The organism is Actinoplanes sp. NPDC021490, assembly GCF_055562135.1.
The window spans coordinates 506,277-529,970 of record NZ_JBVHFW010000001.1; the positions used below are offsets into that span (position 1 = coordinate 506,277).

Sequence of the window (23,694 nt, forward strand, 5' to 3'; positions counted from 1 at the left end):
AGCTGATCATCCGAACGGACTCTCCCGGCCACCGGATTTCTGTCGGACCCGGTCGATAGCGTTGATCACATGCAATCGAGCCGTACGCGTGCATGGGTCGCCCTGGTGGCGCTGTCGCTCGGGGCTTTCCTGTACGTCACGGTCGAGACGCTGCCGATCGGCTTGCTCGCGGCCATGGCCGGCGACCTCGGCGTCAGCGAGTCCGCGATCGGCCTGCTGGTCACGGCGTACGGGTTCGTCGTCGTGGTGGCCACGGTGCCGCTGACCAGGCTGACCGCTAAGTGGCCGCGCCGCCGCCTGCTCGTTCTGCTTCTGGCCGTCTTCGCCGTGTCGGCGGCCCTGTCTGCCCTGGCCATGAACTATCCGTCCCTGCTGGCGGCCCGGGTCGTGATCGCCCTGAGCCAGTCCGTCTTCTGGGCCGTGGTCACCCCGGCCGCGGCCGGCTTGTTCCCGCAACATCTGCGCGGCCGCGCGCTGTCCATGGTGTTCGCCGGCAGCTCCACCGCACCGCTGGTCGGCGTCCCGCTGGGCACCTGGCTGGGTCAACAAGTCAGCTGGCGGGCACCGTTCCTGGCCCTGAGCCTGCTGGGCGTCTTCGTCCTGGTGGTCGTGCTGGTGCTGCTGCCCGAGACCGCGCGGGGCGAGAGCGACGCCGACCGGGGCACGGCCCCCGACGCCGGCCGTTACCGCACGCTCGTCGTGGCCAGCGCCGTCACCTTGGCCGGGGCGTTCGCCGCCTTCACCTACGTCGACCCGTTCCTGACCCGAGTGAGCGGCTTCGACCCCGGCGCCCTGGGGCCGATCCTCCTCCTGCGCGGCGTCGCCGGCCTGATCGGCGTGTTCGTGGCCGGTCTGGTCGTCGGTCGCTGGGGCTGGGCGAGCCTGCTGGTCGCCACGGTCGTCCAGGCCCTGGCCCTGGGCGCCCAGTTCGCTTTCGGCACAGACCAGCTGACCGCGGTCGTCACCGTCGCCGTGGCCGGTTTCGCCCTCTCCGGCATGAGTTCGATCCTGGGCACCCGGGTCCTCGAGGTGGCCCCCGGCAGCACAGACATGGCCGCCGCGGGCACCTCCACGGCCTTCAACGTAGGCATCACCGGAGGCGCCCTGCTGGGAAGCGCCCTCCTGACCGGCTCAGGCCCCCGCTTCCCCGTCCTGGCCGGCGCCGTACTGACCACAGTCGCCGTCTTGGTGGTCCTGTCCGAGCCCCGCCTGGCCACTTCCCGCCGCGCCCGGCCCGTCCCCGAGCCATCCCGCTGACCACGGCGGCCGGTCGCGCCGCTTCACGGTCGGGGCGAGTCGCGCATCTTGAAGCCGGCGGCACCGACGTGCCCGCTGCGCGACCGGCTCAACGGGCCCGAGCGCTCAGCCGTGCGATCAACGGAACCGGCCACCGCGTCAGGCGAACGGGCTCCCGGCGCACCTCGGCGAACTCTCTGTCCGCGGCTCGGCGGGCGCGGCTCAGGCTCCAGCGGACGTCGTAGATCCAGAGGCGCCCGCCGGGACGCAGCACCCGGCGCAGGTCCCGGATTCCGCCGTCCACGTCCGACCAGTGGTGCTGGCTCATCGACGAGACGATCAGGTCGAAGGTCTCGTCGGGGTAGGGGAGCGCGGCCACATCGCCGACCGTGAAGGTCACTCGGTCGGCTGCCGGGCCCTGCTGGCGGGCGTACTCGATCATCTGGGGTGAAAGGTCGATGCCGTCGAGGACCCAGGTGGGCTCCATCGCGGCCAGCGCCCGGGGAATGCGACCCGGGCCGGTGCCCACATCGAGAACTCTCGTGCCGTCCGGCAGACCCATGGCATGTGCGTCCGCCACCACACGGTCGTACAGCTTGCGGCCGACGTGCTGGGCGTGACGGTCGTACTGCTCCGCATGCGTGAACATCTGCATGATCGACTCCTGAACATCGTGTTCGCTTCCGAACATCGTGTTCGGTTACGGTGAGAGGGGTCAACGGGCGGAACACCGCGTCCGTCCGGAACCGAACAGATTCGGGAAAGTGGCCCGGAGGGCGAGATGGCGACGGTGGAGGACAGGCGGGTCCGGCGTACGCGGACCGCTCTTCGCGAAGCCCTGGTCGAGCTGGTGGTCGAACGTGGCTACGACCGTGTCACCGTGCGGGACGTGCTCGACCGCGCCGACATCGGCCGGTCGACGTTCTATGCGCACTATCGGGACAAGGACGCCCTCTTCGCGTCCTGCTTCGAGGACCTCCGCAACGACCTGGAACGCGAGATGGGCCTGCTCGCCGGCGGTCGCCGGGCCGGCAGCCCGGCCGACCCGGTCAAGCCGATCACCGTGATCTTCGAGCACGCCCACCGGCACCCGCAGATCTACCGCGCGGTCGGCACCGCCCACCTGCACCAGATGATCTTCGAGGTCATGCGAGACCATCTCTGCACCCACGACAACCTGCGGCTGCCGGTCGACGTGGCCGCCGAGTATCACGCGAGCGCCCTCGTCGGAACCCTCGGCTGGTGGGTCCGCGCCGGCTTCCCGCACAGCCCGGCCGAGATGGCCCAGATGATTCGCGAGCTCACCACCGGCGGCATCCACAGCGGGTGACCCCGCGCCTGCACCGGCGGCGGCATCCACAACCGGGTGACCCGCGCGAGCAACGCCAGTGGCAGTACAGCCGGGCGGCCAGCGAGAGCACCGTGGGGCGGCATGACGGGCACGCTTCCTCCCCGGGCTTACTGTCGGCGGCATCACGGTTACGTCATCGCGGGAGGCGGCAGACTGTCGGGATGCGCGCATTCGTGATCACCGGGCCGGGACGCTCCGAGGTCGTCGAGGTCGACCCGCCCGTCGCCGGGCCCGGTGAGGTCGTCGTCGATGTCGAGCGGGCCGGTGTGTGCGGCACCGACATGGAGTTCCTCACCGGCGACATGGCCTATCTGGCCAGCGGCGACGCCACCTACCCGGTGCGCATCGGCCACGAATGGAGCGGTGTCGTGTCGGCCGTCGGCGGCGGCGTCGACCCGTCATGGCTGGGCAAACGGGTCACGGGCGACACCATGCTCGGGTGCGGCCACTGCGCCCGCTGCCTCAACGGCCGTCAGCACCTGTGCGCCGACCGCTACGAGATCGGCATCCGGCACGGGTGGCCGGGTGCGCTGGCCGAAAGCCTGCCCGTCCCGGCCAAGGCCCTCTTCGAGCTCCCCGATTCCGTCGACCCGACCCTCGGCGCCCTGGTCGAGCCGGGCGGCAACGCCCTGCGTGCGGTGCGGGCCGCCGACCCCGCGCCGGGCAAGACCGTGCTGGTCATGGGGCCGGGCACGATCGGCCTGCTCGCCGCCATGTTCGCCCGGGCCGGCGGCGCCGACGTTCACCTGCTCGGCGCCACCTCCGAGTCGCTCGCCTTCGCCCGCGATCTCGGCTTCGCCGACGCGTGGACCCGCGCCGAACTGCCGTCCGTGCCGTTCGACTCGATCATCGACGCGACCAACGCGCGTGATCTGCCGGCCTTCGCCGTCGACCGCGTCGAGCCCGGCGGCCGGGTCGTCTGCATCGGCCTGGCCGGCGAGCCGTCCCTCGTGGACACCCGCCAGGCCGTGCTCAAGGACCTCACCGTCGTCGGCATTCTGAGCGCCTCCGGCGGACTCGGTGAGACCATCGAAACGTACGCCTCGGGAGCCGTTGATCCCCGGCCGCTGGTCGCCGAGACGGTCGGACTCGACGAGGCGGCCGACGTGCTCGCCGGGCGACGCAGCGGATCGGCACCGAAGATCCACATCGATCCGCGCGCCTGAGGCCCCGTCCGCTGCTTGCTCTATTCATCGCTTCAAGTTCCGCCTTCACTTCTAAAGACGCTTCGAGCCGCCGGATCCGCTTACCGCGGCGGCTGCCGTGTTTGAGGAATCCGGCGGGACGACCCCGAACGCCTCGCGCAGATGGGGGAGCGCGGCGGCCAGCGCGGGGCTGACCCGTGGTCGCCAGACGAGGGCGAGCAGCGCGGGGATCCGTACGGGATCAATGGGAATGGCCTTGAGCTGCGGAAAAGCGGTGGCCATGGACTCGCTCAGCACGCCCACGCCGAGACCCCGGGACGCGAGCTCGGCCACCGCGCCCGGTGCCGAAGCGACCAGCACCACGTCGGGAAACAGGCCGGCGGCCAGGCACGACTCACTCAGTACGGTGCGGATGCCGGTGCCCTCGGGCAGGGTGACCAGGGGATGTGTGGTGAGGTCGCTCAGCGTGATGCGGTCGAGCCGGGCCGGCTCGGAATCCCAGGGGACCAGCGCGGCCAGCCCTTCGCGGACGATGACCTGCGACTCCAGATGTTCTGGAGGGGCGCCGGCGACTCCGACCAGGGCGATGTCCACAGTGCTCACTCGCACGCCGGCGACGAGACGGTCGGAGTTGTCCTCGATCAGGTCGAGCTCGATCGCCGGATGCGCGTCATGAAAGGCCGCCAGCGCGGCGAAGAGGGGCTTCACCTCGCAACCCGTCACCATCCCGACCGTGAGCTGCCCCCGCACCAGCCCGCGCACCTCGTCCACCGCCAGTCGCAAGCCCGCGGCGGCCTCCAGAGCGGCTTTCGCGTACGGGAGAGCCGCGGTGCCCGCCTCGGTAAGGCGTGCCGTCCGTGCGGAGCGGTCGAAAAGCGGCGCCCCGATCTCGCTCTCCAGCGCCTTGACCTGCGAACTCACGCCCGACTGGCTGATACGGACGCGCTCGGCGGCGCGGGTGAAGTTGGCCTCCTCGGCGACGGTCACGAAGTACTCGAGCTGACGAAGTTCCATAACTGTGAATTCTAGTAGCTATAAGAACTATGCGTTGGACTTGTGGATCCGCCCGGAGCAAGGTGGTGCCATGACCGAACGCGAGAAGGCCCACCGTCCCGAAGACCTGACCCGCCTCTTCGTTGAGCGGGCGAATGCCAAAGACGCCGAAGGCCTGGCGCTTCTCTATGAGGAAGACGCCGTGATGGCCTATCCGCCGGGGCGGCAGACCGTCGGGCGGGATGCGATCCGGCGGCTCTGGGCGGAGGCCCTGCCGCACATGCCCACTTTCACGCCCGAGGAACCGCTGCCCACGCTGACCAGCGGTGACCTGGCCCTGACGTCGACGCCGCCGAGTGACGGCGCCGGCGCCCGGGCTCAGGTGGTGCGCCGCCAGCCCGACGGCACGTGGTTGCGGGTTCTCGACCAGCCCGAGTTCGTCAGCCCGAGTGGGTCGACGTAATTTCGCCGGCCGCCGGCCGGCGGTCAGAGGGCGAGCGGCTGACCGGGATAGATCCGGTGCGGGCTGCTGAGCGAGGCACGGTTGAGACGGTGCAGCGCGCGCCAGCCCCCGGGGTAATTGGTCCGCTTTGCTATCACGACGAGGGTGTCGCCGGCACGCACGATGTAGGTGCGCTTTGCCGAGGGTGCCGGCGTCGGGCTCGCGGCTGCGGCCGTCGGCGCTGCCGTTGCCGCCCGGGCGGCGGCCTGGGTCGCGGTGGCCCGGGCAGTCGCCCGGACAGCGGTCAACTGCCTGGCCCGGGCGGTGGCGAGCTGCTGGGCTCGGGCGGTGGCGAGCTGCTGGGCTCGGGCGGTTGCGAGTTGTTCGGCCCGCGCGACGGCCAACTGCTCGGCTCGATATTGCTTGGTCGATGAGGCCCGGCGGCCGCAGGTGGGCCAGGCGCCCAGGCCCTGGCCGTCACGCACGCGTTCGGCGATCGCGATCTGTTCGGTCCGGCTGGCCTGGTCGGCGGTGCCGGCGAAGCGTGACCCGCCGTAGGCGCGCCAGGTGCGGCGGCTGAACTGCAGACCTCCGTAATAGCCGTTGCCTGTGTTGATGCTCCAGTTGCCGCCCGACTCGCACTCGGCGATGGCGTCCCAGTTGACGTCGGTCGTGGATGAGGGAGCGGCGTTGGCCGGCGCCTCGGCGAGCGGCCCGATCAGGGAGGTGATGCTGGTGATGCCGGCCGCGGCGAGAACAAGCGCGGTACGGGCAGGTTTGCAGACTCGTGCCATGACAGTGGACCCTCCACGCCTGCGAGGTCAGCTGTCGGGTTCGGGCTGAGGTGCCCGGCCGCGTGAGTGTGGCGGCTTCACCCCGAGGCGCGCGGACGCGCCGAGGAACTTGGGTCCCCCGCTCCATGCCATGAGTGTCTGTCCCGTCGGGCGGCGGCAGGACTCGGCGTTCCGCCCGCGGGGTCCGCAATCCGCGGACAGGGCCGGTTCGGGCGTCGCAATGAGCCCGTAACCAGCCGATTCGGTATAGGAACAAGCGGCTTGAGACTAAACCGCCCAAGCAGATTCCGGGGCGCTGATGCAGAATCCTGAACCATGACCGACCAAGCCAGAGATCACGATATTGTCGTCTACGGCGCCTCCGGATTCGTCGGCGCGGTAACCGCTCGCTACCTCGCCGAACACGCGCCTGCGGGCACACGCCTCGCCCTGGCCGGCCGGTCCGAGTCTCGCGTCGCCGCCGTCCGCGACAAGCTCGGCGTCGACTGGCCGATCCTGGTGGCCGATGCCGATGACACCGAGGCCCTGACACGGTTGGCGGCCTCGACCCGGGTCGTGCTGACGACCGTGGGGCCTTACCTGAAATACGGCAAGGCGCTGGCCCAGGCGTGCGCCGAGGCCGGCACCGACTATGTCGACCTGACCGGCGAAGTCGTCTTCGCCCGCGCCAGCATCGACGCGAACCACGAAGTGGCCGCGCGGACCGGCGCCCGGATCGTGCACTCGTGCGGCTTCGACTCGATTCCGAGCGACCTCGGGGTGTACGTCCTCGCGCAGCAGGTCGCGGCCGACGACGCCGGGGAACTCACCGACACCACGATGGTCGTGACCAGCATGCGTGGCGGCGTCAGCGGCGGCACGATCGACTCGATGCGCCAGCAACTCGACGCGGTCAAGAACGATCGCCAGTTGCGCCGGCTGGCGGCCAGCCCCTATTCGCTGAGTCCCGACCGCGCCGCCGAACCGGACCTGGGCCGCCAGGGTGACGTCACCACCGTCCGCGGTGCCGACGTGCACCCGAAACTGCGGGGCACCCTCGCGCCGTTCTTCATGGCGTCCTACAACACCCGTGTCGTCCGCCGCAGCAACGCTCTGCACAACTGGCGGTACGGCCGTGGGTTCCGCTATCGCGAGCTGATGAGCGTCGGCGCGTCCCCGCTGTCCCCGCTCGTGGCCAACGGGGTCAAGTTCGGCTTCGGCGCCCTGGTCGCGGGCATGATGCTGCCGCCGACCCGGTTCGTCCTCGACCGCGTGCTTCCCAAGCCCGGCAGCGGCCCGAGCGAGCGCGCCCAGAAGGACGGCCACTTCACCATGGACTTCTTCACCACCACGACAACCGGCGCCCGCTACACGGCTCGTTTCCGCGCCAAGGGCGACCCCGGATACGCGGCGACGTCCGTGATGCTGGCCGAGTCGGCGCTGGCCCTGGTCCACGACCGCGATGCGCTCCCGGCCTCGGCGGGTGGCGTGCTGACCCCGGCCACCGGTCTGGGCGATGCCCTGGTCAACCGGCTGCGGGCGGCCGGTGTGGAGATCAGCGCCCGGCGGCTCTAGCTCCTGTTCCGGAGTTCACTGAGTGCGTGCGCTGGGTGAACTCCGCAACGGGCCTTACGTGACCCGTCCGGTGGCGGTTGTGGCCAGGGCGAGGGCGATGCCGGTGAGGTGTTCGGCCAGCTGGTCAGGGTCGCCGTTCATGTCGTGGGAGATCCAGTCGATGATCACCTCGCTGAGGCCCGACACCAGGGCGAGCAGCGTACGGTCGAAGCCGGTCTGGTCCTCGGGGTCGCCCACCGTCCGCCTCACCATGGCCGCGACGAACTGGGCGTCCTCCCGCAGGACCCCACGTCGGCGCGTCTCCATCCGCGGGGCGTTCACGTAGATGACGCGAGCGCTCTCGGGGTGGGACTTCAGCATGTCGATGAGCGTGTGCAGAGCCGGGCGGAACAGCTCCGCCAACGTTGCCGGTCGCGGGGGCACGGCCGCCGCCACACCGCGCAGCAGCCACTCGTTCTCTTCGCGATTCACCTTGAGCAGCAGGTCGGCGCGATCCTCGAAGTGTTCGTAAAAGTACCGTTTGGACACCTTCGCGCCGGTGCAGATCTCGGCGACGGTCACGTCGTCGTAGTCGCGCGTGCCGAACAGGTGCACCGCCGACGCCATGATCCGGGCGCGGCGTTCATTGGCCCGCTGCTCGCGAGATCTGCCGGCGTAAGTTTCGCCGCGCCGGGTCGTCGTGGTTCGGTCCTCCACAGGGTTAACGTTACGGCTCCGCCGATCAGCCCACTCGTTAACCCTCCACATTGGGCACAGGTGGAAGTTGCAAGATCCGTGCATCATCTCGCGAACGGGCCGGGAACAATAGCGGCTATCCGACGTTCGCGGCATGACCAATCACTCATGGGCTTCATATGCTGCGCTACTGGCCGCAACCGGTCCTTACGGGCAGGATTCAATCATGGCCGCCAGCCGTCTGCCCTACCCGCTCACACTCAAGGGGGACGGCATCATCCTGCGCGAATGGCGGTCCGAAGACCTGGATGACCTGGTCAGCATGTTCGACGAACCCGAGATCGCCCGCTGGTCGCCCATGCCGTCGCCGTTCGACGTCGAGGCCGGCATCGCGTACCTGAAACGCTGTTATCAGAATCGCGTCACCGGCCGGCGCATACAGCTCGCGATCACGGCCGACGGCTCGCGGCCGCTCGGCGAGGTCACGCTGTTCGGGGTCGACCTCGGTCTCAAGGAGGCCGAACTGGGATATCTGGTCGACGTGCGCGAGCGACGGCGCGGGCTGGCGTCGGGCGCATTGTCACTACTTTCGGCGTACGCGCAGAGCAGCCTTCACCTGAGCCGCCTCCTGCTGCGTATCGATCCGGGCAACGTCGGCAGCACGGCCGTGGCCCGGCGCTGCGGTTATCGGCTCACCGGCGAATCGCCGATCCTCCAGGAAGGGCCGCACGGCTCGAGCCGCCTGGAGACGTGGGAGCTGGTCGAGCGGCAGACCGACACCCGTCGTGACCGCCTGAAAAATGTCGCAGCCCGGCGGTACGGTCGTCGCACCTAAGCTCTTCAGGGGGTGCCGTGGTCAGCGTCGATCGTGCACAAGCAATGGCCTACCGGGTCGCCGCGTCGGGCCTGGCCGAGCGTAGTTCCGCCCGGCCGGCCGACCTGCCCGTCCTCGATCTCGGCGTGCAGGAATACACGCCCGGCTCGGCCCAGGTCGCGCTGGCCGCCCGCACCAGCGCCGACCCGGCCGACCAGCGGCTGATCACCGTCTGGGCCACGCGCGGGGCGCCGCACCTGCATCGACGCGCCGATCTGGCCGCGCTTGTCCAACAGCTGTGGCCGATCAGCGACGCCGACGCGTCCGCGCGCATCAAGAGCGGCCAGATCCCCGACGGCATGAAACTCGGGATCGAGGCCTTCCGGGTCACGGCCGAGGCATTTCGCGAGGTGGTGCACGAGCCGATGCCACGTGGCGAGGTGAGCACCGAGGTGAGCAGGCGGGTGCCCGAGGCCCTGACTTACGAGTGCCGCAGTTGCCGGGCGCGGCACATCGCCGGCAACGTCTGGCAGCATTCGGGCCTGGCCGGCGGCATCGAGATCCAGTCCCGCGGCCGCGACGCGATGCTCGGGCCGCTGCCCGAGGCGCCGCCGCTGCCGACCGGAAACGCCGGAATCGACGAACTGATCCTGACCTATCTGCGCTTTCTGGGTCCGGCCGGTCCGGTCGAGGTGGGGAAATATCTGGGCAGCTCGACCGCCGAGATGAAATCCGTCTGGCCCGAGGAGCGGCTGACCCCGGTGACCGTGGAGGGCCGCAAGGCATGGCTGCCCACCGACGCCGTCGACGCCCTGAAGTCCGCGTCCCACCCGTCCGGTGTCCGGTTCGTCCCGCCGATGGACCCGCTTCTGCAGGCCCGCGATCGCGACGTGCTCGTGTCCGACCGCGACAGGCAAAAGGAAGTTTGGCGCACTCTGGGCAATCCGGGAGCGCTGCTCGTCGATGGCGAGGTGGCGGGGGTCTGGCGGGCCAAGATGTCCGGCAAGAAGCGGGTCGACCTGACGGTGATGTCGTTCGACTCTCTGCCGGCCACCCGTCGCAAGCAGATCGAAGAGGAATCGGCCGAGGTGGCGCGGGCTCGCGAAGTGCCCGAGGCCAGGGTCACGTTCGAATGACCGCCGGCCCGGTCGCCGGTCCACTTCTTGAGATTGGTGGGGCGTTCGCGGGCTGCGCCAGCGCCCCGGATCCCGATCGGTGAACCCAGCCGAATTCTGGAGGTATCCGAAAGGCAACGCGTAGGTAACAATGGCATTGATCGGAGTGCGTGCCGTTCGATCGAGTGTGGCCGCGGCCCGACGGAGGTGGCGACATGTTGAGCAGGGAAGACAGCCGGCGGCTGGCGCAGTTGGAGCGTCAGCTGAGGCGTGACGACCCCGAGTTCTGCGCCCGCATGACCAGCGGGCGGCTAGAACCGCCCCGCCCCAAACGCCCGTCCTTGTCGCTGATCCTCACCGCCGTGGTCATCTGGACCGCCGCCGTCATCCTCGGCGTGCTCGGCTGGTGGGTCGCCGCCGCGGCCGCCGCGTTCTTCGCCACCCTGGTGATCGCCGTGGCTCTGCTCCGCCGCCCACCGGGACGCCCGCGCCGCATCACCCCCGACCAGCTCCCGCCGGAGTACTGACTCCACTTCAGCATGCGGCCACCGCGTCAGACGCGAGCTGCGAGCGGCGCTGAGTGCGGATGGCCGGCGGCGGCGCTGAGTGCGGATGGCCGGCGGGCGCCGCTCAGGCCCCGCTTGAAGACGGCTCGGGGGTGGCCCGCCGGGGGCGGAAGACCCAGATTCGTAGCAGGAGGAAACGGACCGCGGTGGCCAGCAGGTTGGCCAGGATCAGGACGGCGAGTTCGACCGGCTTGGCCGGGGCCGAGTGCATGGCGTTCAGCACGGCCAGGGAACCGCTGGTCAGCCCGAGGCCCACGGCGAAGACGATCAGGCCCTGGGCCTGGTGACGCCACGCGCCGGTGGTGCCTCGTACGTTGAAGGTCAGCCGGCGGTTGGCGGCCGTGTTGGCGATCGCCGTAGCCAGCAGGGCGAGGAAGTTCGCCCACTGTGGGCCCAGGCCGAGCCGCAGCAGGGCATAGAGCGCCAGGTAGGCTAGGGTGCTGGCCGCCCCCACGGCGGCGAAACGGATGAGCTGGCCGGTCAGTCCGGTGGGCACGCCGTCGACCGGGAGCGGGTTGCGGCCCAGCTGTTCGCGCAACGTGGCCAGGGGCAGGCGGCCCGAGCCGAAGGCTCGCAACAGACGCACGATGCCGCGCAGGTCGGCCAAAGCCGTCGAGACGATGTCGACGCGGCTGTCGGGGTCGTCGACCCAGTCGACCGGCACCTCGTGGATGCGCAGGCCGGCCCGCTCGGCCAGCACCAGCATCTCGGTGTCGAAGAACCAGCCCGTGTCCTCGACCATCGGCAGCAGCCGCATCGCCACCTCGGAGCGGATCGCCTTGAAGCCGCACTGTGCGTCGGAGAAACGGGCGGCCAGGGCGCCCCGCAGGAGGAGGTTGTAGCTGCGCGAGATGAACTCCCGCTTCGCCCCGCGCACCACTCGGGAACCGCGGGCCAGCCGCGAGCCGATCGCCAGGTCGGAGTGACCGCTGATCAGCGGCGCGACCAGGGGAAACAGTCCACCGAGGTCGGTCGACAGGTCCACGTCCATGTACGCCAGCACGGCCGCGTCGGAGTGGGTCCACACGTATTTCAGCGCGCGCCCGCGGCCCTTCTCGGGCAGGTGCACCCCCTCGACCTCGGCCAGTTCGGCGGCCAGTCGATCGGCCACGGACGCCGTCGAGTCGGTGCTCGCGTTGTCGGCGATCGTGATGCGGTAGCGGTACGGGAAACAGGCCGCCAGGTATCCGTGCAGCCGCCGGACGCACGGCTCGAGGTCGATCTCCTCGTTGTAGACGGGCACGACCACGTCGAGCACCGGGGCGTCCAGACGGGTCGCGGCCGAGCCCGGCGAGGGCTGCGTCAAGAGGCTCATGCGACCACGATGATCGCGTCGGCTGAGGGCGATTTGTGGCGCTCCTGTGCCACGGCTGTGAGGTGCGAAAACACCGAAGAACGGCCGGTTCCCGTACGGGGAAACCGGCCGTTCTTTTAATGTGACCAGTCACGCCGTGGTGCCGGACGACGCCTGGGTCAGGTCGTAGACCGTGGTGGTGCCGACGGTCTGGGCCGTGAAGTTCTCCGACACCCAGGTCGCGATCTCCGAGCCGGCGCTGCTGCCGCTCGAGCCGCGCCCGCCGGAGCCGCCGCCCCCGATGAAGTAGTGGATCCGGCCCGCGGCCACGTACTGCTGGAACTGGGCCAGCGTGGGCGACGGGTCGCTGCCGTTGAAGCCGCCGACCGCCATGACCGGGTCGCCGGTCGCCAGCTGGTAGCCCGACGCGTTCTGCGATCCGACCGCGGCCGCCACCCAGGTGTACTGGTCGGCGTTCGCCTCGAGCAGCGCCTTCATCTCGTCGCTGACCGTTGCGGCGTCGAGCAGACCACCCATGCCGCCCCGCATTCCGCCGCCGCCGTTGCCACCCGGCGAGTTGCCGCCCTGAGCATTGCCGTTCTGGCCGGCGCCACCCGGGACGCCGCCGCCGGGGAAGCCGCCTCCCGGCAAGCCGCCGCCGGGGAAGCCGCCCTGACCGCCGCCGGGGAAGCCGCCGCCGTTGCCGCGCCCACCTCGGAAACCGCCCCGCCCCGGCCCGCCACCGAAGCCACCGGAAGTCTCGGGACCGGCTGACGGAATCGACCCGCTGTGCCCCTCGGATGCGGTCTGCACCGCGTACGCGGCCGGCCCCGCCAGCACAGCGACCAGCGAAACCCCCGCCGCCAGCGCGGCCACCCGGGCCGGCAACCGGAGCGTGCCCAGCAGCGCCACCGCCCCTACCAGTCCGCCGATCAGCACGACCCACCGCAGCCAGGGCAGGAAGTCCGCGCTACGGCCCAGCAGGTGATAGGCCCACCAGGCGCTGACGGCCACGGTCGCCGCCAATGTCACGGCCGCCACCACGTTGCGCCGCCGGCGCCAGAGCAGCACCGCACCCATGCCGACCACCGCGCCGACCGCGGGCGCCAGCGCCACTGTGTAGTACGCGTGGAAGATTCCCTGCATGAAGCTGAAGACCAGCCCGGTGATCAGCAGCCAGCCGCCCCACAGGATCAGCCCGGCCCGCTCGCGGTCGGTGCGCGCCCGCCGAGCCGTGATGACCAACCCGGCCACCAGCACGATCAGGGCGGCCGGCAGCAACCACGAGATCTGGCCGCCCTGGCCGCTGTCGAACATGCGGGTCAGTCCGGTCGACCCCCACATGCCCCCGCCCGCGCCGCCGAAGCCACCGCCTCCGCCGCCGACGCTGCCGGTCTCGTCGCCGTTGAGCCGCCCCAGGCCGTTGTAGCCGAGGGTGAGCTCGAGGATGCTGTTGTTCTGCGAACCGCCGATGTAGGGCCGCATCGACGCGGGCACCAGCTCGACGATCGCGATGTACCAGCCGGCCGACACGATCAGGGCCAGACCCGAGAGCAGCAGCTGGCCGATCCGCTTGCCGAGCTTGGGCGGGCCGGCGAACAGGTAGGCCAGCGCAAACGCGGGCACGACGAGCAGCGCCTGCAGCATCTTGGCCAGGAAGCCGAACCCGACGAAGACCCCGGCCAGCACGATCCACTTCGTGGAGCCGTTCTCCACGGCCCGTACGGTGGCATAGGCCCCGGCCACCATGAGCAGCACGAGCAGCGCGTCCGGGTTGTTGAAGCGGAACATCAGCACCGCGATCGGGGTGAGGGCCAGCACCGCGCCCGCGATCAGGCCCGCGACCGGGCCGTACCAGCGGCGCACCGTGGCGAACAGCAGACCGACGCTCGCGACACCCATGAGCGCCTGCGGCACCAGGATGCTCCACAAGTTGACGCCGAAGATCCGAGCCGAGAGCGCCATCGCCCACAGCGCGGCCGGTGTCTTGTCGACCGTGATCGAGTTGGCCGCGTCGGAGGAGCCGAAGAAGAACGCCTTCCAGCTTTCCGAGCCGGCCTGCACGGCGGCCGAGTAGAACGCGTTGGCCCAGCCGTTCTTGCTGAGCCCCCAGATGTAGAGCACGCCGGTGGCCAGCAGCAGCGCCACCAGGGCGGGCCGCACCCAGACCGGGTTGTCGGAACGGGTGCTGGCGGGCGCCGGAGGCAGATCCGGCGCGACCGGCGGCGGGACGGGCAACGTCGTGGTCATCGAGGCTCTCCACAGAAAAGCGGACTTTTACCTCGACCAGATTCGGCGTCCGCCCTGTCCCGCCGTTATGCCGACCCTGTGCCCTAGCTGTGAGTTGTGCGCCGCTTGGCCGACGCCACGGCGAGGCGCTCGAGCACCCCGACGGTCGGGTCCCAGCCCATGCAGGCGTCGGTCACCGACTGGCCGTAGACCAGCGAGCCACCCAGTTCCTGGCGGCCGGGCACGAGGAAGCTCTCGAGCATGACGCCGCTGATGCCACGCTGCCCGGCCTCCATCTGGCCGGCCACGTCCTCGGCCACGATGGGCTGGCGCAGGTGGTCCTTGCCGCTGTTGCCGTGCGAGCAGTCGATCACCAGTCGCTCGGCCAGGCCGTCCTTGCGCAGCAGGGCGAGCGCCGCGTTGACGTCTTCGGCGCTGTAGTTGGGCTTGCCTCCGCCGCCGCGCAGCACCAGGTGGGTGTCCGGGTTGCCGGTGGTGTGCAGGATCGCCGGGGTGCCGGAGTAGTCGATGCCGGGGAAGACGTGCGGCACGGCGGCGGCGTGGATCGCGTCGATGGCGGTGGAGATGCTGCCGTCGGGGCGGTTCTTCATGCCGATCGGCATCGACAGGCCCGACGAGAGCTGCCGGTGCACCTGCGATTCCACCGTACGGGCTCCGATGGCGCCCCAGCTCACGGTGTCGGCGATGTACTGCGGGGTGATCGGGTCGAGGAACTCGACGGCGGTCGGCAGGCCCTTGCCGACGATCTCGAGCAGCAGCCGCCGGGCGATTCGCAGGCCGGTGCCGACGTCGCCGGTGCCGTCCAGCGCCGGGTCGTTGATCAGACCCTTCCAGCCGACGGTCGAGCGCGGCTTCTCGAAGTACACCCGCATGACGACCAGCAGGTCGTCCGAGAAACGGTCCGCGGCCCCGGCCAGCAGCGAGGCGTATTCGCCGGCGGCGACGGGGTCGTGCACGGAACATGGGCCGACGACGACGAGCAGCCGCGGATCTCGGCCGTTCAGCACGTCCTCGACCTGGCGGCGGCCCTCCAGCACGGTGTCGTGCAAGTCGCTCGTCAGCGGCAGCTCGTGGTGCAGCAGCGCGGGGCTCATCAGCGGGACGACGGCCTCGATGCGCTGGTCACGAACGCGCTGAACCTCGGGGGCAGTCACGGTGGTCTCCACTTCTGCGCCGACCCCCACCCTGAGAGCCGGCAAACAAAAAGGCAGCGACATCGTGTCGCTGCCCGGGCCGGCTCTGGCGTGGTGTCTCAGATCATGGTCATGGCTGAGGCACCGGCGGGAGCCGGCTCCATAAACCAATACCAACGAGACACGTCGGAAAGCATAGCGCCTCAATTCGACGGGGGAGCGATCTGAGCGAACTGCTCAGCTGATGGGACGGCGGGGACCGCGGGACGGCCCAGCGGCAGTTCGACCGTGAAGACCGTACGGCGGGGTTGGCTGTCGACCGAGACGTGGCCGCGGTGCGACTGCACGACGGCGTGCACGATCGACAGGCCGAGACCGGTGCTGCCGGCCGCGCGCGAGCGTGAACTGTCGCCGCGGGCGAACCGCTCGAAGATGTGCGGCTGCAGCTCGCGGGGGATGCCCGGGCCGTTGTCGCTGACGTGCAGCACGGCCGAGCTGGGCGTCGAGGTGACCGTGACGGTCACGGTCGTGCCCTCGGGCGTGTGCGTCCGCGCGTTGGCCAGCAGGTTGGCCAGCACCTGGTGCAACCGGCCGCCGTCGCCGATCACGGTGACCGGCTCTTCGGGCAGGTCGAGCTGCCAGAGGTGGCCGGGCCCGGCGGCGTGCGCGTCGCTGACCGTGTCGACGACGAGCATGGTCAGGTCGACCGGGTCGTGGGCGAGCGGCCGGCCGGAGTCGAGGCGGGCCAGGAGCAGCAGATCCTCGACCAGGCCGGTCATGCGCTTGGCCTCGGACTCGACGCGGTTGAGCACGTGCGCGATCTCGCCGGGGACCGGGGCACGGCTGCGCCGGCTGAGCTCGGCGTATCCGCGGATGGCGGCCAGCGGCGTACGCAGCTCGTGGCTGGCGTCGGCGACGAACTGGCGTACCTGCATCTCGCTGGCGTGCCGCGCCTCGAGCGCGTTGCCGACGTGGTCGAGCATCTGGTTGAGCGCGGCCCCGACCTGCCCGACTTCGGTGCGGGGGTCGGTGTCGCGTTCGGGCACGCGCTGGGCCAGCCGCACCTCACCACGGTCGAGCCGCAGCTCGGAGACGTTGGTGGCGGTGGCCGCGACCCGGTCGAGCGGGGCCAGGGTGCGGCGCACGATCAGGGCGCCGGCCCACCCGGCGATGCCCAGGGCGATCAGCACCGCGCCCCCGGTGACCAGGGCGACCCGCAGCAGCGTGAAGTTCGTGTTCTTGAGCGAGATGGCGGTGACCCGGATCGTGCCCTCGTTCGTCGTCTCCGAGACCACCCGGTACGACCCGTAGCCGTCGAGGCTGACCGTCGACTTCTCGCCGTCGACCGGCACGGCCAGCAGTTCGGCGTTGGCGACATCGCTGAGCGTCTTGTACCGCGTGTCGGGGAAGCCCTCGGTGTTGGTGAACGCCTCGACCAGGCCGCCCTCGATGTCGCTCACGCCGGTGTAGGTGATGGTGATCGACCCGGGCTCGGCGCCGCGGAAGGGGTGGGTGTCGTCGAACGGGAACTGGAACTTGCCGCCGCCGGGGCCGGGCCGGCCGGCCGTGTCGAGCTTGGCGTCGACCTGGGTGTAGAGCGTGTTGCGGAGGAAGAAGAACGCGGTGCCGCCGACCGCCAGGCCCAGAACCGTGAGCAGCACCATGATGATGGCCACGATCCGCGTGCGCAGCGGCCAGCCCGCGGGGCTGCGCCAGCGCGACGGGCGGGTCGAGGCCGTCTCAGTCCGCTGGCTTGAGGACATAACCCGCTCCGCGCATCGTGTGGATCATCGGTGCGCGACCGGCGTCGATCTTCTTACGCAGGTACGAGATGTAGAGCTCGACGACGTTGGCCTGCCCGCCGAAGTCGTAGTTCCACACCCGGTCGAGGATCTGGCTCTTGCTGAGCACCCGGCGCGGGTTGCGCATGAGATAGCGCAGCAGCTCGAACTCGGTGGCGGTCAGCGTGACCAGGTCGCCGCCCCGGCGCACCTCATGGCTGTCCTCGTCGAGCGTGAGGTCGCCGACGATCAGCTGCGAGTCGGTGCGCATGGGGGCGTGACCCATCCGGCGCATGAGGCCGCGCAGCCGGGCCACGACCTCCTCCAGGCTGAACGGCTTGGTGACGTAGTCGTCGCCGCCCGCGGTCAGGCCGGTGATCCGGTCCTCCACGGAGTCCTTGGCCGTGAGGAACAGCACCGGCACCTCGGGCGTCTCGCCGCGCAGCCGGCGCAGCACCTCGAGCCCGTCGATGTCGGGAAGCATCATGTCGAGGACGACGGCGTCGGGACGGAACTCGCGGGCGGTGCGCACGGCGGTCTGCCCGTCGCCCGCGCTCTTGACGTCCCAGCCTTCGTAACGCAGCGCCATCGAGAGGAGCTCGGCCAGCGTCGGCTCGTCGTCGACCACGAGAACCCGGACCGGACCCCCGTCGGGCCGGCGAAGGTCGGTGCTGGAGTCTGCGTTCGCCATCGTCATGCCCTAACTGTCACGGGCCAGGCTATGCGCTTGCTTTCGGCTTCCTGTGTACCACCTGTGAGGCGCGTGAGCGAAGCGGTCAGCCGGAGGTGGTGGCCAGCGCGGCGTCCCGCAGCTCCGCGGCTCCCTGCTTGATTCGCTCGGAGTAGTAGGGCCGCGTCCAGTCGGACCACCTGACCTGGCCGACCGCCTGATCGGTGCCCGAGGCGATCAGCGACACCGTCACCCCGGGGCTGACCTGGGTGGTCAGCTTCCCGTTCCGGGGCACGGCCACCCGATGGGCGGACGGGTCGGCGAAGCCCAGCATCGACCACGGCACCCGTACGGTCAGGTCGTTGTCGTCGAGATGCCAGAGCGCCCGGCTGTCCGCACGTTCGTCGTCCGGCTCCCAGGTGCCGTGCCGCAGCTGCCCGGCGTTCTGCAACTCGACCGGCAGCTTGGCACCCAGCCGGGGCACGGTCACCGCGCGGTTCACGACCAGCTCGAAGGGCTTCCAGCCCTCCGGGGCCGGGCCCCGCTCGGCGGCCGGCACCGAGAAGTCCAGCTTCATCGGGTCGATCTGATTCCGGACGTACGCCTGCCCGCTGTGCCCGACCAGGTTGAGCGCGAAGACAGCGTCGGGCCGGCGGTCGGCGCTGCCCGGCATCGGCGCGCCGGTCACACCGGGCAGCACGTCGAAGCCCACCATCATCGTGCCCGGCGCCGACTCGGCCAGCTCGACTTGCAGGGTCAGGTACGCCTCGTCCACCCGCGCGTCGACCGTCCGCGCCGGCCAGCCGTCGGTGTCCAGCAGGTGCTGCTCCGCGGCGTCCGGCGCCCCGTCCGCGTCCATCGCGAGCACGCCGAAGCCCTGCTCGTTGGTCATCGGGTCGTGCCACAGCTGGCGGCGCCGCGGGTCCTGCGCTCCGGCCGTGTTCCAGGTGTAGCGCCACCACTCGTCGGCCCAGCTGAAGACGAAGCCAGCCCCCAGGCCCTGATCGTGGATCATCCGCATCAGCTCGGCGTTGATCCGCATCGCGTCCTGCTCGCTGTGGTTGCCCTGGGTGCGGCCCAGGGGGGCGTTGTGGGCCGAGCCGATCGACGACGGCACGCCGAACTCGGTGATCAGCGTGGGCATCGTGGGGTGGTGCCGGCGCAGGTCGGCCAGGTATCCCGCGTACGGGTCGCGGACCCCGCCGTACTCGTAGTTGATCAGGTCGGGCTCGTGCCGCAGAAAGTCCGGATAGAACGGGTACGCGTGGTAGCTCGCGAACGTCCCGGCCGGCCAGTCCGCCGTGGGCAGCACGTGGTTGGCGTCGATCCCGATCAGGTCCTCCTGCTCGAGCGGTTCCTCGGGGTGGCGCAGCGGATCGGTGGTGGGCCAGTTCACGAACGCGATCGGCTGGCTGACCCCGTGCCCGGCGACGAACCCGGCCAGGTCGTTCATGCGGGCGGCCAGCCAGCGCTCGGTCGGCGTCGACTTGGGCGTGTTCCGGAAGTACTTGCCCGCGAACCGCGGCACGTCGGCGTTGCGCTTGTCCGAGGCCGCGGCGGCCGCCGGGTCGATCTCGTCGCCGACGATCCAGCCGGCCAGCCACGGCGAGACGTCGGTGGTCCACGTGCCGCCAGCCCGACCGGGCACCGTGGTGCGGCGATAGTCGCCGGTCACCACCTGGGCGGCCGCCCGCAGCTCCTGGCGGAACGCGGTGGTCACCCGCTTGTCGAAGAGGTTGCCCTTGGCCACGTACGTCTGGTCGGGCAGCGCGACGCCCTGCACGAAATACAGCGGGCGGTCCGGGTTCGCCTCGTTCCAGGCGGCCAGCTGGTCGTAGAACGCCGGCGGGTGGATCGAGTAGATCCGCACCACGCGCAGGCCCAGATAGCTCATCGCCGCGAACCAGGCCCGGTACTGCGCGGCCGAGATCGCGCCCTCGCCGGGCAGGTGGCCGGGCGTGGTGTCGCCGAGGTCGACGCCGGGCAGGAAGGTCCGGTCGCCCCCGGCCGTGTGCAGCTCGAAGTCCTGCCCGTCGGAGCTGGCGATCATCCGCAGGCCACCGGCCTCGCGCGGCGCGGGCGCCCACGAGGTGCCCTGCGGCGGCGACGGGATCTCGTTCATTCCCGCGATCAGGAACGCGGGCGAATTCAGCGCCGGCGCCGCCGCGCCGCCCGCGAGCAGCGCGCACAGGCCGAGCACGAACACGCCGATCGCGGTCGCCCTGAACCGCCCGAATCGAGGACGGGCCGGTGCGGTCACGAGATGGCTCGGAAAGTCCCCCACGCAGGCATTGTCTGACGACCGGGTGGCCTTTGGAGCGTTTTGTCGGGAAGCTTGGGTGATCGGACTCGCCGTTGGCGCGTCGTTGTGCCAGCGTTAAGTTGGGTTGGGCGCGAACGTGAGGAGCTGTTGGTGGATCTTCTCGAGGAATACCGCAGGGCCACCTTCTTCTTCGAGTCCGGCGACCCGCTCGGGGCGGCCAAGCTGCTCGAGCCGATAGTCGAGGCCGAGCCGGGCAACGCGGCCGTCCGCCAGCTGCTGGCCCGGGCCTATTTCAATTCGGCCCAGCTCAACGGGGCCGAGGAGCAGCTGCGCAGGCTGATCGAGCACGATCCGTCGGATCATTACGCGCACCACGTGCTCGGCCGCACCCTGGAGCGGGGCGGCCGTTTTCGTGAGGCGCTGCCCCACCTGCGGCTGGCCGCGGCGATGAAGCAGCATTCCGATTACGAGGACGCAGTGCACCGGGTCGAGCAGTGGCTCGGCAAAGCAGAGGACTCTTAAGTGAAACTCAAGCTCGACCTGCACGACATCTTCAACCGGGGTCAGGAGATCGACCGGGCGTTGCGCGGGATCATCGACGAGGCGGTGCAGAAGAAGGCCAGCACCGTCGAGATCATCCCGGGCAAGGGCAGCGGCGCGCTGAAGAAGAAGGTGCTGCGCTTCCTCGACCAGAAAGAGATCAAGCAGCTCTATCACCGGGTCGAGAAGGACGGCGACAACTGGGGCCGCCTCTTCGTGCACTTCCGTCACAACGAGTCGACCGGCCGCCGCGGCCGCGGCCGTTAGAGCCGCTCGCGCTCAGAACGTGTACGTCTTGGCCACCGCGAGCAGCTCGCTCGTGTGGGAGCCGACGATGCCGACACCGGCCGGGCGGGGCTTGAAGCCGGGCAGCTCGCTCAGCCCGTCGCTGCCGTCCATCGCCCGGAACTCGGCCGGACCGGCACCGCGCACGGTCAGCGTGATGCCGACGCCGTCGGCGGGCGGGGCGTGGAAGACGAAACCCCAGCCCCACACGCCCTCGGTGGGGGCCTGCACGGGCATCGGCCGCCCGCCCACGGTCGCCGATTCGACCCGCGTCCCGGCCGCCACGTGCAGGGTGACCAGGCGGACCTGACGCTGCGGTTTCAGCCGGAGCCGGAGGGTGCGGGTTTCGCCCGTACGCGTGTCCGCCTCCACGGTCAGTTGCGGCGCGGGCAGATCGGCCGCCGGCGCCTCGCCGGTGCGCACCTGGTGCGGGCCGAACGAGGGCATCGTGTCGTCGACGCGGCGCGGCTCGCCCTTCACGAACTGGCTGGTCCACTGCTGGACGGTCGATTCGTCGCTGATCCAGCGGGCGGTGTTGTCGTCGGCGTCCAGCGCGTACATGAGCTGGGTCAGGGCCGGTCGCTCGGCGTCGAACCGGTCGACCGCCAGCCCGGCGACCGTGCAGACCAGCGCGGCCACGGCAGCGGCGAGCGTGGGCAGCGCGCCCAGCCGGCGGCCGCGCAGCGCCTCGAGCCCGCGCTGACCACCGGCCGTCGGGTGGATCAGGTCGATCACCGGCAGCAGGGCCAGGCCGAGCAGGACGGTGAGGAACGCCCCGGCCGCGTCCAGGCCCAGGCCCAGGGCCGGGAACAGCAGAATCACCGTGGGCAGCAGGATGAGCGTGGACACCGCGCCTCCCAGCGTCACCGCGATCACCGGCCACCAGCCGCGGGTGGCCACCGCGACCAGGCCGGTCAGCGCGCCGGCCAGGGCGGGCAGGGCGGCCAGGTAGGAGCCGCCGGGCATGGACGCGGCCTGCGCCAGCCCGAGCACGGCGAGCCAGCCCAGACCGGCGATGGCCAGGGCGGCCGGGCCCAGCCGGCGGCGCAGCAGCGCGAACCAGGCGAGGACCACGGCCGTGGCCAGCAGGATCACGGCCAGCCGATAGAGCCCCGGGCGGTACGGGTCGATGGGCATTCCGGCGTACTCGGGCCGGATCTTGGTCAATACGAACCAGAGCGCCTGGGCCAGCATGAGAGCGAGCACGATCGGCACCAGCGTCAGCGCGCCGGCGATCAGGACGCGCCGCCCGGTGATCAGCCTCCGCCGGCGGGCCAGCCAGGCCAGCGCGGTCACCGCGACCAGGGCCAGAATCGCGATCGGCCAGACCAGCGAGCCGGGATAGCGGACGAGCAGCCCGGGGACGGGGAAGTAGGTGGCGTCCGCGCCGTCCGTGCGTTTCAGCGACGCCAGGTCACGATCGCCGAGCTCGCGCACCACGGCCAGCGTGTTGTCGCCGTGGTGCTGCAGGCTGGCCCGATTCACCGCGGCGGGCACGTCGGTCGGCGCGTGATAGAGCGCCGCGCCGTCGATGTAGGCCGCGTTCATGCCCGCGAAGCCCGCCTCGCGGAACGGGGTGAAGTCGGTGTCGTTGGGGAGCAGGCGATAGATCTCGACGGCGAACGACGTGCCCACCGGCTTGGAGGCGTGCGCATAGGCCTCGACCAGCCCGCCGTTGCCGGCCGAGGTCTCGAACATGATGGCCGGGCCGCTGCTGCCGCGGGCCTCGATGTTGATCACGACGCCGCCGTCGCGGGCCAGCGGGTGCTGATCGACGAAGGCCTTGGCGCCGCAGAGGCAGGCCTCCTCGCCGTCGGTCAGCACGAGCACCACGTCGTTGCGGAGCCGGGGCGAGGCGAGCAGGGCCCGGGCCGTCTCGAGAATCGTGGAGGTGCCCGCCGCGTCGTCGTTGCCACCCGGCGCGACCTGCGCCGAGTCGTAGTGGGCGACGACGAGGACACGGCCGGTCGAGCCGGTGCCGGGGATCCGCGCGATCACATTTCGTACGCGGGCCAGCCCGGCCCCGCCCTCACTGGCCGACAGCCCGGCCCCCTCGACCGACACCGTGTCCTGCACCTCGGGGGTCAGGCCCATCCCGCGCAGCGTGGTCAGCAGATGCTCACGGACCTCGTCGTTGGCGGCGCTGCCGACCGGATGAGGCCGCCCGGCGATCGCCTCGACCTGCTGGAGAGCGCGCTCGGCGCTGAACTGCGTGGCGGGCGCCGAGGCGGGACGCGATTCGGGCGGCCGCACCGCGGCCAGACCGGCCGCCCCGGCCAGCGCCAGCACGACGACGGCGACGACGGCAGCCAGGGCGCGGTGCGCCGGGTCGGCGAGGGCGGGAGCACGCATGGGTGTATCTAAGCGGTTGGGTACGACGCCGGGTAGCCGGAAGATCGTTTAGGGCGTGGCCTAGCGTTGTCGGGGTGAGCACGCCGTTCGACCCCGCCGCCGTGGTGGCCGCCTTCATCGACGCCGTCGCGCCCTACGACCCCCAGCCCGAGGCCGGGCCGGTCGCGATGGTGGGGGTGCGCACGGCCATGGGCGAGGGCGTCTTCCCGGTCAGCGACCATGTGATCCGGGCCATGTGCAAGGCGCTCGCGGCCTATCGCGACCCGGAAGACCGGGGCACTTGCGTGGAGTGCGGCGGACGTCACCTCGACGAGAATCTGCACTGCCGTGAGTGCGGACGGCTGCACGGCATCCTCGGAGAGGTCATCGCGCAGCACGCCCGTCGCGTGGCCGCCGAGGAGGCTACGTGAGAGTGTTGTGCGCCCGCGCCGAGTGGTACAC

The 23,694-nt window shown here is 70.8% G+C and carries 22 protein-coding genes and 1 riboswitch; of the genes, 11 read left to right on the forward strand and 11 right to left on the reverse strand.

Going from position 1 to position 23,694, the window contains the following annotated elements:
- Positions 1 to 69 precede the first annotated feature (69 nt).
- A complete protein-coding gene (locus ACZ3I4_RS02290; RefSeq protein ID WP_465380028.1) occupies positions 70 to 1,257 on the forward strand; it encodes an MFS transporter in 1,188 nt (395 codons plus the stop codon).
- An 88-nt stretch (positions 1,258 to 1,345) separates the two neighbouring features.
- Here the strand turns inward: ACZ3I4_RS02290 and ACZ3I4_RS02295 are convergent, their stop codons facing one another.
- Positions 1,346 to 1,891, reverse strand: a complete 546-nt coding sequence (locus ACZ3I4_RS02295) for a class I SAM-dependent methyltransferase (RefSeq protein WP_465380029.1) — start codon at positions 1,889 to 1,891, stop codon at positions 1,346 to 1,348.
- Positions 1,892 to 2,017: 126 nt separating this feature from the next.
- On the opposite strand from ACZ3I4_RS02295, the gene ACZ3I4_RS02300 reads away from it, so the two are divergent.
- On the forward strand, positions 2,018 to 2,566 hold the full coding sequence (locus ACZ3I4_RS02300) for a TetR/AcrR family transcriptional regulator (protein WP_465380030.1): 549 nt from the start codon (positions 2,018 to 2,020) through the stop codon (positions 2,564 to 2,566).
- Between the two features lie 182 nt (positions 2,567 to 2,748).
- On the forward strand, positions 2,749 to 3,753 hold the full coding sequence (locus ACZ3I4_RS02305) for a zinc-dependent alcohol dehydrogenase (RefSeq protein ID WP_465380031.1): 1,005 nt from the start codon (positions 2,749 to 2,751) through the stop codon (positions 3,751 to 3,753).
- 51 nt (positions 3,754 to 3,804) lie between these two features.
- Here ACZ3I4_RS02305 and ACZ3I4_RS02310 read toward each other — a convergent pair whose 3' ends face one another.
- Positions 3,805 to 4,746: a LysR family transcriptional regulator gene (locus ACZ3I4_RS02310; RefSeq protein ID WP_465380032.1), complete on the reverse strand. Its 942-nt coding sequence runs from the start codon at positions 4,744 to 4,746 to the stop codon at positions 3,805 to 3,807.
- Positions 4,747 to 4,816: 70 nt separating this feature from the next.
- On the opposite strand from ACZ3I4_RS02310, the gene ACZ3I4_RS02315 reads away from it, so the two are divergent.
- Complete coding sequence (locus tag ACZ3I4_RS02315) at positions 4,817 to 5,188, forward strand: YybH family protein (protein ID WP_465380033.1); 372 nt, start codon at positions 4,817 to 4,819, stop codon at positions 5,186 to 5,188.
- Positions 5,189 to 5,211: 23 nt separating this feature from the next.
- On the opposite strand, the gene ACZ3I4_RS02320 is transcribed toward ACZ3I4_RS02315, so the two are convergent.
- Positions 5,212 to 5,961, reverse strand: a complete 750-nt coding sequence (locus ACZ3I4_RS02320; protein WP_465380034.1) for a transglycosylase family protein — start codon at positions 5,959 to 5,961, stop codon at positions 5,212 to 5,214.
- 1 nt (position 5,962) lies between these two features.
- Positions 5,963 to 6,108: riboswitch (cyclic di-AMP (ydaO/yuaA leader) on the reverse strand.
- 168 nt (positions 6,109 to 6,276) lie between these two features.
- Between ACZ3I4_RS02320 and ACZ3I4_RS02325 the strand changes: the two genes are divergently transcribed.
- Complete coding sequence (locus ACZ3I4_RS02325; RefSeq protein WP_465380035.1) at positions 6,277 to 7,515, forward strand: saccharopine dehydrogenase family protein; 1,239 nt, start codon at positions 6,277 to 6,279, stop codon at positions 7,513 to 7,515.
- 54 nt (positions 7,516 to 7,569) lie between these two features.
- Here ACZ3I4_RS02325 and ACZ3I4_RS02330 read toward each other — a convergent pair whose 3' ends face one another.
- Positions 7,570 to 8,211: a TetR/AcrR family transcriptional regulator gene (locus tag ACZ3I4_RS02330; protein WP_465380036.1), complete on the reverse strand. Its 642-nt coding sequence runs from the start codon at positions 8,209 to 8,211 to the stop codon at positions 7,570 to 7,572.
- A gap of 205 nt (positions 8,212 to 8,416) precedes the next feature.
- Here ACZ3I4_RS02330 and ACZ3I4_RS02335 point away from each other — a divergent pair, with 205 nt between their 5' ends.
- The 3 genes from ACZ3I4_RS02335 (at position 8,417) to ACZ3I4_RS02345 (ending at position 10,646) form a co-directional block, all read left to right on the forward strand.
- Entirely contained in the window at positions 8,417 to 9,025 is a 609-nt protein-coding gene (locus ACZ3I4_RS02335) for a GNAT family N-acetyltransferase (protein WP_465380037.1), read from the forward strand.
- Positions 9,026 to 9,069: 44 nt separating this feature from the next.
- A complete protein-coding gene (locus tag ACZ3I4_RS02340; RefSeq protein ID WP_465380038.1) occupies positions 9,070 to 10,140 on the forward strand; it encodes a DNA glycosylase AlkZ-like family protein in 1,071 nt (356 codons plus the stop codon).
- A 194-nt stretch (positions 10,141 to 10,334) separates the two neighbouring features.
- Positions 10,335 to 10,646, forward strand: a complete 312-nt coding sequence (locus ACZ3I4_RS02345; RefSeq protein ID WP_465380039.1) for a DUF3040 domain-containing protein — start codon at positions 10,335 to 10,337, stop codon at positions 10,644 to 10,646.
- A gap of 103 nt (positions 10,647 to 10,749) precedes the next feature.
- Here the strand turns inward: ACZ3I4_RS02345 and ACZ3I4_RS02350 are convergent, their stop codons facing one another.
- The 6 genes from ACZ3I4_RS02350 to ACZ3I4_RS02375 all read right to left on the reverse strand — a co-directional run bounded on the left by ACZ3I4_RS02350 (position 10,750) and on the right by ACZ3I4_RS02375 (position 20,097).
- Positions 10,750 to 12,000: a bifunctional glycosyltransferase family 2/GtrA family protein gene (locus ACZ3I4_RS02350; protein ID WP_465380040.1), complete on the reverse strand. Its 1,251-nt coding sequence runs from the start codon at positions 11,998 to 12,000 to the stop codon at positions 10,750 to 10,752.
- A gap of 129 nt (positions 12,001 to 12,129) precedes the next feature.
- The gene (locus tag ACZ3I4_RS02355; RefSeq protein WP_465380041.1) at positions 12,130 to 14,229 is read right to left on the reverse strand and encodes an ArnT family glycosyltransferase; all 2,100 of its coding nucleotides are present in this window, start codon (positions 14,227 to 14,229) and stop codon (positions 12,130 to 12,132) included.
- Between the two features lie 83 nt (positions 14,230 to 14,312).
- Positions 14,313 to 15,446, reverse strand: coding sequence for a 3-deoxy-7-phosphoheptulonate synthase (locus ACZ3I4_RS02360; protein ID WP_465380042.1), 1,134 nt, complete (start codon positions 15,444 to 15,446; stop codon positions 14,313 to 14,315).
- A 119-nt stretch (positions 15,447 to 15,565) separates the two neighbouring features.
- The gene (locus ACZ3I4_RS02365) at positions 15,566 to 17,125 is read right to left on the reverse strand and encodes a sensor histidine kinase (RefSeq protein ID WP_465380043.1); all 1,560 of its coding nucleotides are present in this window, start codon (positions 17,123 to 17,125) and stop codon (positions 15,566 to 15,568) included.
- Positions 17,103 to 17,840: a response regulator transcription factor gene (locus ACZ3I4_RS02370; protein ID WP_465380044.1), complete on the reverse strand. Its 738-nt coding sequence runs from the start codon at positions 17,838 to 17,840 to the stop codon at positions 17,103 to 17,105. The genes ACZ3I4_RS02365 and ACZ3I4_RS02370 overlap by 23 nt, the downstream gene beginning before the upstream one ends.
- Before the next feature lie 79 nt (positions 17,841 to 17,919).
- Complete coding sequence (locus ACZ3I4_RS02375) at positions 17,920 to 20,097, reverse strand: hypothetical protein (protein WP_465380045.1); 2,178 nt, start codon at positions 20,095 to 20,097, stop codon at positions 17,920 to 17,922.
- 129 nt (positions 20,098 to 20,226) lie between these two features.
- On the opposite strand from ACZ3I4_RS02375, the gene ACZ3I4_RS02380 reads away from it, so the two are divergent.
- Both ACZ3I4_RS02380 and ACZ3I4_RS02385 read left to right on the forward strand, forming a co-directional pair.
- Positions 20,227 to 20,598 (forward strand): tetratricopeptide repeat protein, encoded by a 372-nt coding sequence (locus tag ACZ3I4_RS02380; protein ID WP_465380046.1) that lies wholly within the window; start codon positions 20,227 to 20,229, stop codon positions 20,596 to 20,598.
- The gene (locus tag ACZ3I4_RS02385) at positions 20,599 to 20,883 is read left to right on the forward strand and encodes a Smr/MutS family protein (RefSeq protein WP_202993745.1); all 285 of its coding nucleotides are present in this window, start codon (positions 20,599 to 20,601) and stop codon (positions 20,881 to 20,883) included.
- 12 nt (positions 20,884 to 20,895) lie between these two features.
- Here the strand turns inward: ACZ3I4_RS02385 and ACZ3I4_RS02390 are convergent, their stop codons facing one another.
- Positions 20,896 to 23,253, reverse strand: coding sequence for a M28 family peptidase (locus tag ACZ3I4_RS02390; protein WP_465380047.1), 2,358 nt, complete (start codon positions 23,251 to 23,253; stop codon positions 20,896 to 20,898).
- A 74-nt stretch (positions 23,254 to 23,327) separates the two neighbouring features.
- Between ACZ3I4_RS02390 and ACZ3I4_RS02395 the strand changes: the two genes are divergently transcribed.
- A complete protein-coding gene (locus ACZ3I4_RS02395) occupies positions 23,328 to 23,663 on the forward strand; it encodes a hypothetical protein (RefSeq protein ID WP_465380048.1) in 336 nt (111 codons plus the stop codon).
- The last annotated feature ends 31 nt before the right edge of the window (positions 23,664 to 23,694 follow it).

What these genes read in the sequence shown, in the direction of transcription:
- ACZ3I4_RS02345 (WP_465380039.1), top strand. Translation starts at nt 10,335, where the DNA reads ATGTTGAGCAGGGAAGACAGCCGGCGGCTGGCGCAGTTGGAGCGTCAG.
- ACZ3I4_RS02390 (WP_465380047.1), bottom strand. Translation starts at nt 23,253, where the DNA reads ATGCGTGCTCCCGCCCTCGCCGACCCGGCGCACCGCGCCCTGGCTGCC.
- ACZ3I4_RS02350 (WP_465380040.1), bottom strand. Translation starts at nt 12,000, where the DNA reads ATGAGCCTCTTGACGCAGCCCTCGCCGGGCTCGGCCGCGACCCGTCTG.
- ACZ3I4_RS02320 (WP_465380034.1), bottom strand. Translation starts at nt 5,961, where the DNA reads ATGGCACGAGTCTGCAAACCTGCCCGTACCGCGCTTGTTCTCGCCGCG.
- ACZ3I4_RS02310 (WP_465380032.1), bottom strand. Translation starts at nt 4,746, where the DNA reads ATGGAACTTCGTCAGCTCGAGTACTTCGTGACCGTCGCCGAGGAGGCC.
- ACZ3I4_RS02360 (WP_465380042.1), bottom strand. Translation starts at nt 15,446, where the DNA reads ATGTCGCTGCCTTTTTGTTTGCCGGCTCTCAGGGTGGGGGTCGGCGCA.
- ACZ3I4_RS02295 (WP_465380029.1), bottom strand. Translation starts at nt 1,891, where the DNA reads ATGCAGATGTTCACGCATGCGGAGCAGTACGACCGTCACGCCCAGCAC.
- ACZ3I4_RS02340 (WP_465380038.1), top strand. Translation starts at nt 9,070, where the DNA reads ATGGCCTACCGGGTCGCCGCGTCGGGCCTGGCCGAGCGTAGTTCCGCC.
- ACZ3I4_RS02290 (WP_465380028.1), top strand. Translation starts at nt 70, where the DNA reads ATGCAATCGAGCCGTACGCGTGCATGGGTCGCCCTGGTGGCGCTGTCG.
- ACZ3I4_RS02370 (WP_465380044.1), bottom strand. Translation starts at nt 17,840, where the DNA reads ATGACGATGGCGAACGCAGACTCCAGCACCGACCTTCGCCGGCCCGAC.
- ACZ3I4_RS02315 (WP_465380033.1), top strand. Translation starts at nt 4,817, where the DNA reads ATGACCGAACGCGAGAAGGCCCACCGTCCCGAAGACCTGACCCGCCTC.
- ACZ3I4_RS02335 (WP_465380037.1), top strand. Translation starts at nt 8,417, where the DNA reads ATGGCCGCCAGCCGTCTGCCCTACCCGCTCACACTCAAGGGGGACGGC.
- ACZ3I4_RS02300 (WP_465380030.1), top strand. Translation starts at nt 2,018, where the DNA reads ATGGCGACGGTGGAGGACAGGCGGGTCCGGCGTACGCGGACCGCTCTT.
- ACZ3I4_RS02365 (WP_465380043.1), bottom strand. Translation starts at nt 17,125, where the DNA reads ATGTCCTCAAGCCAGCGGACTGAGACGGCCTCGACCCGCCCGTCGCGC.
- ACZ3I4_RS02355 (WP_465380041.1), bottom strand. Translation starts at nt 14,229, where the DNA reads ATGACCACGACGTTGCCCGTCCCGCCGCCGGTCGCGCCGGATCTGCCT.
- ACZ3I4_RS02325 (WP_465380035.1), top strand. Translation starts at nt 6,277, where the DNA reads ATGACCGACCAAGCCAGAGATCACGATATTGTCGTCTACGGCGCCTCC.
- ACZ3I4_RS02305 (WP_465380031.1), top strand. Translation starts at nt 2,749, where the DNA reads ATGCGCGCATTCGTGATCACCGGGCCGGGACGCTCCGAGGTCGTCGAG.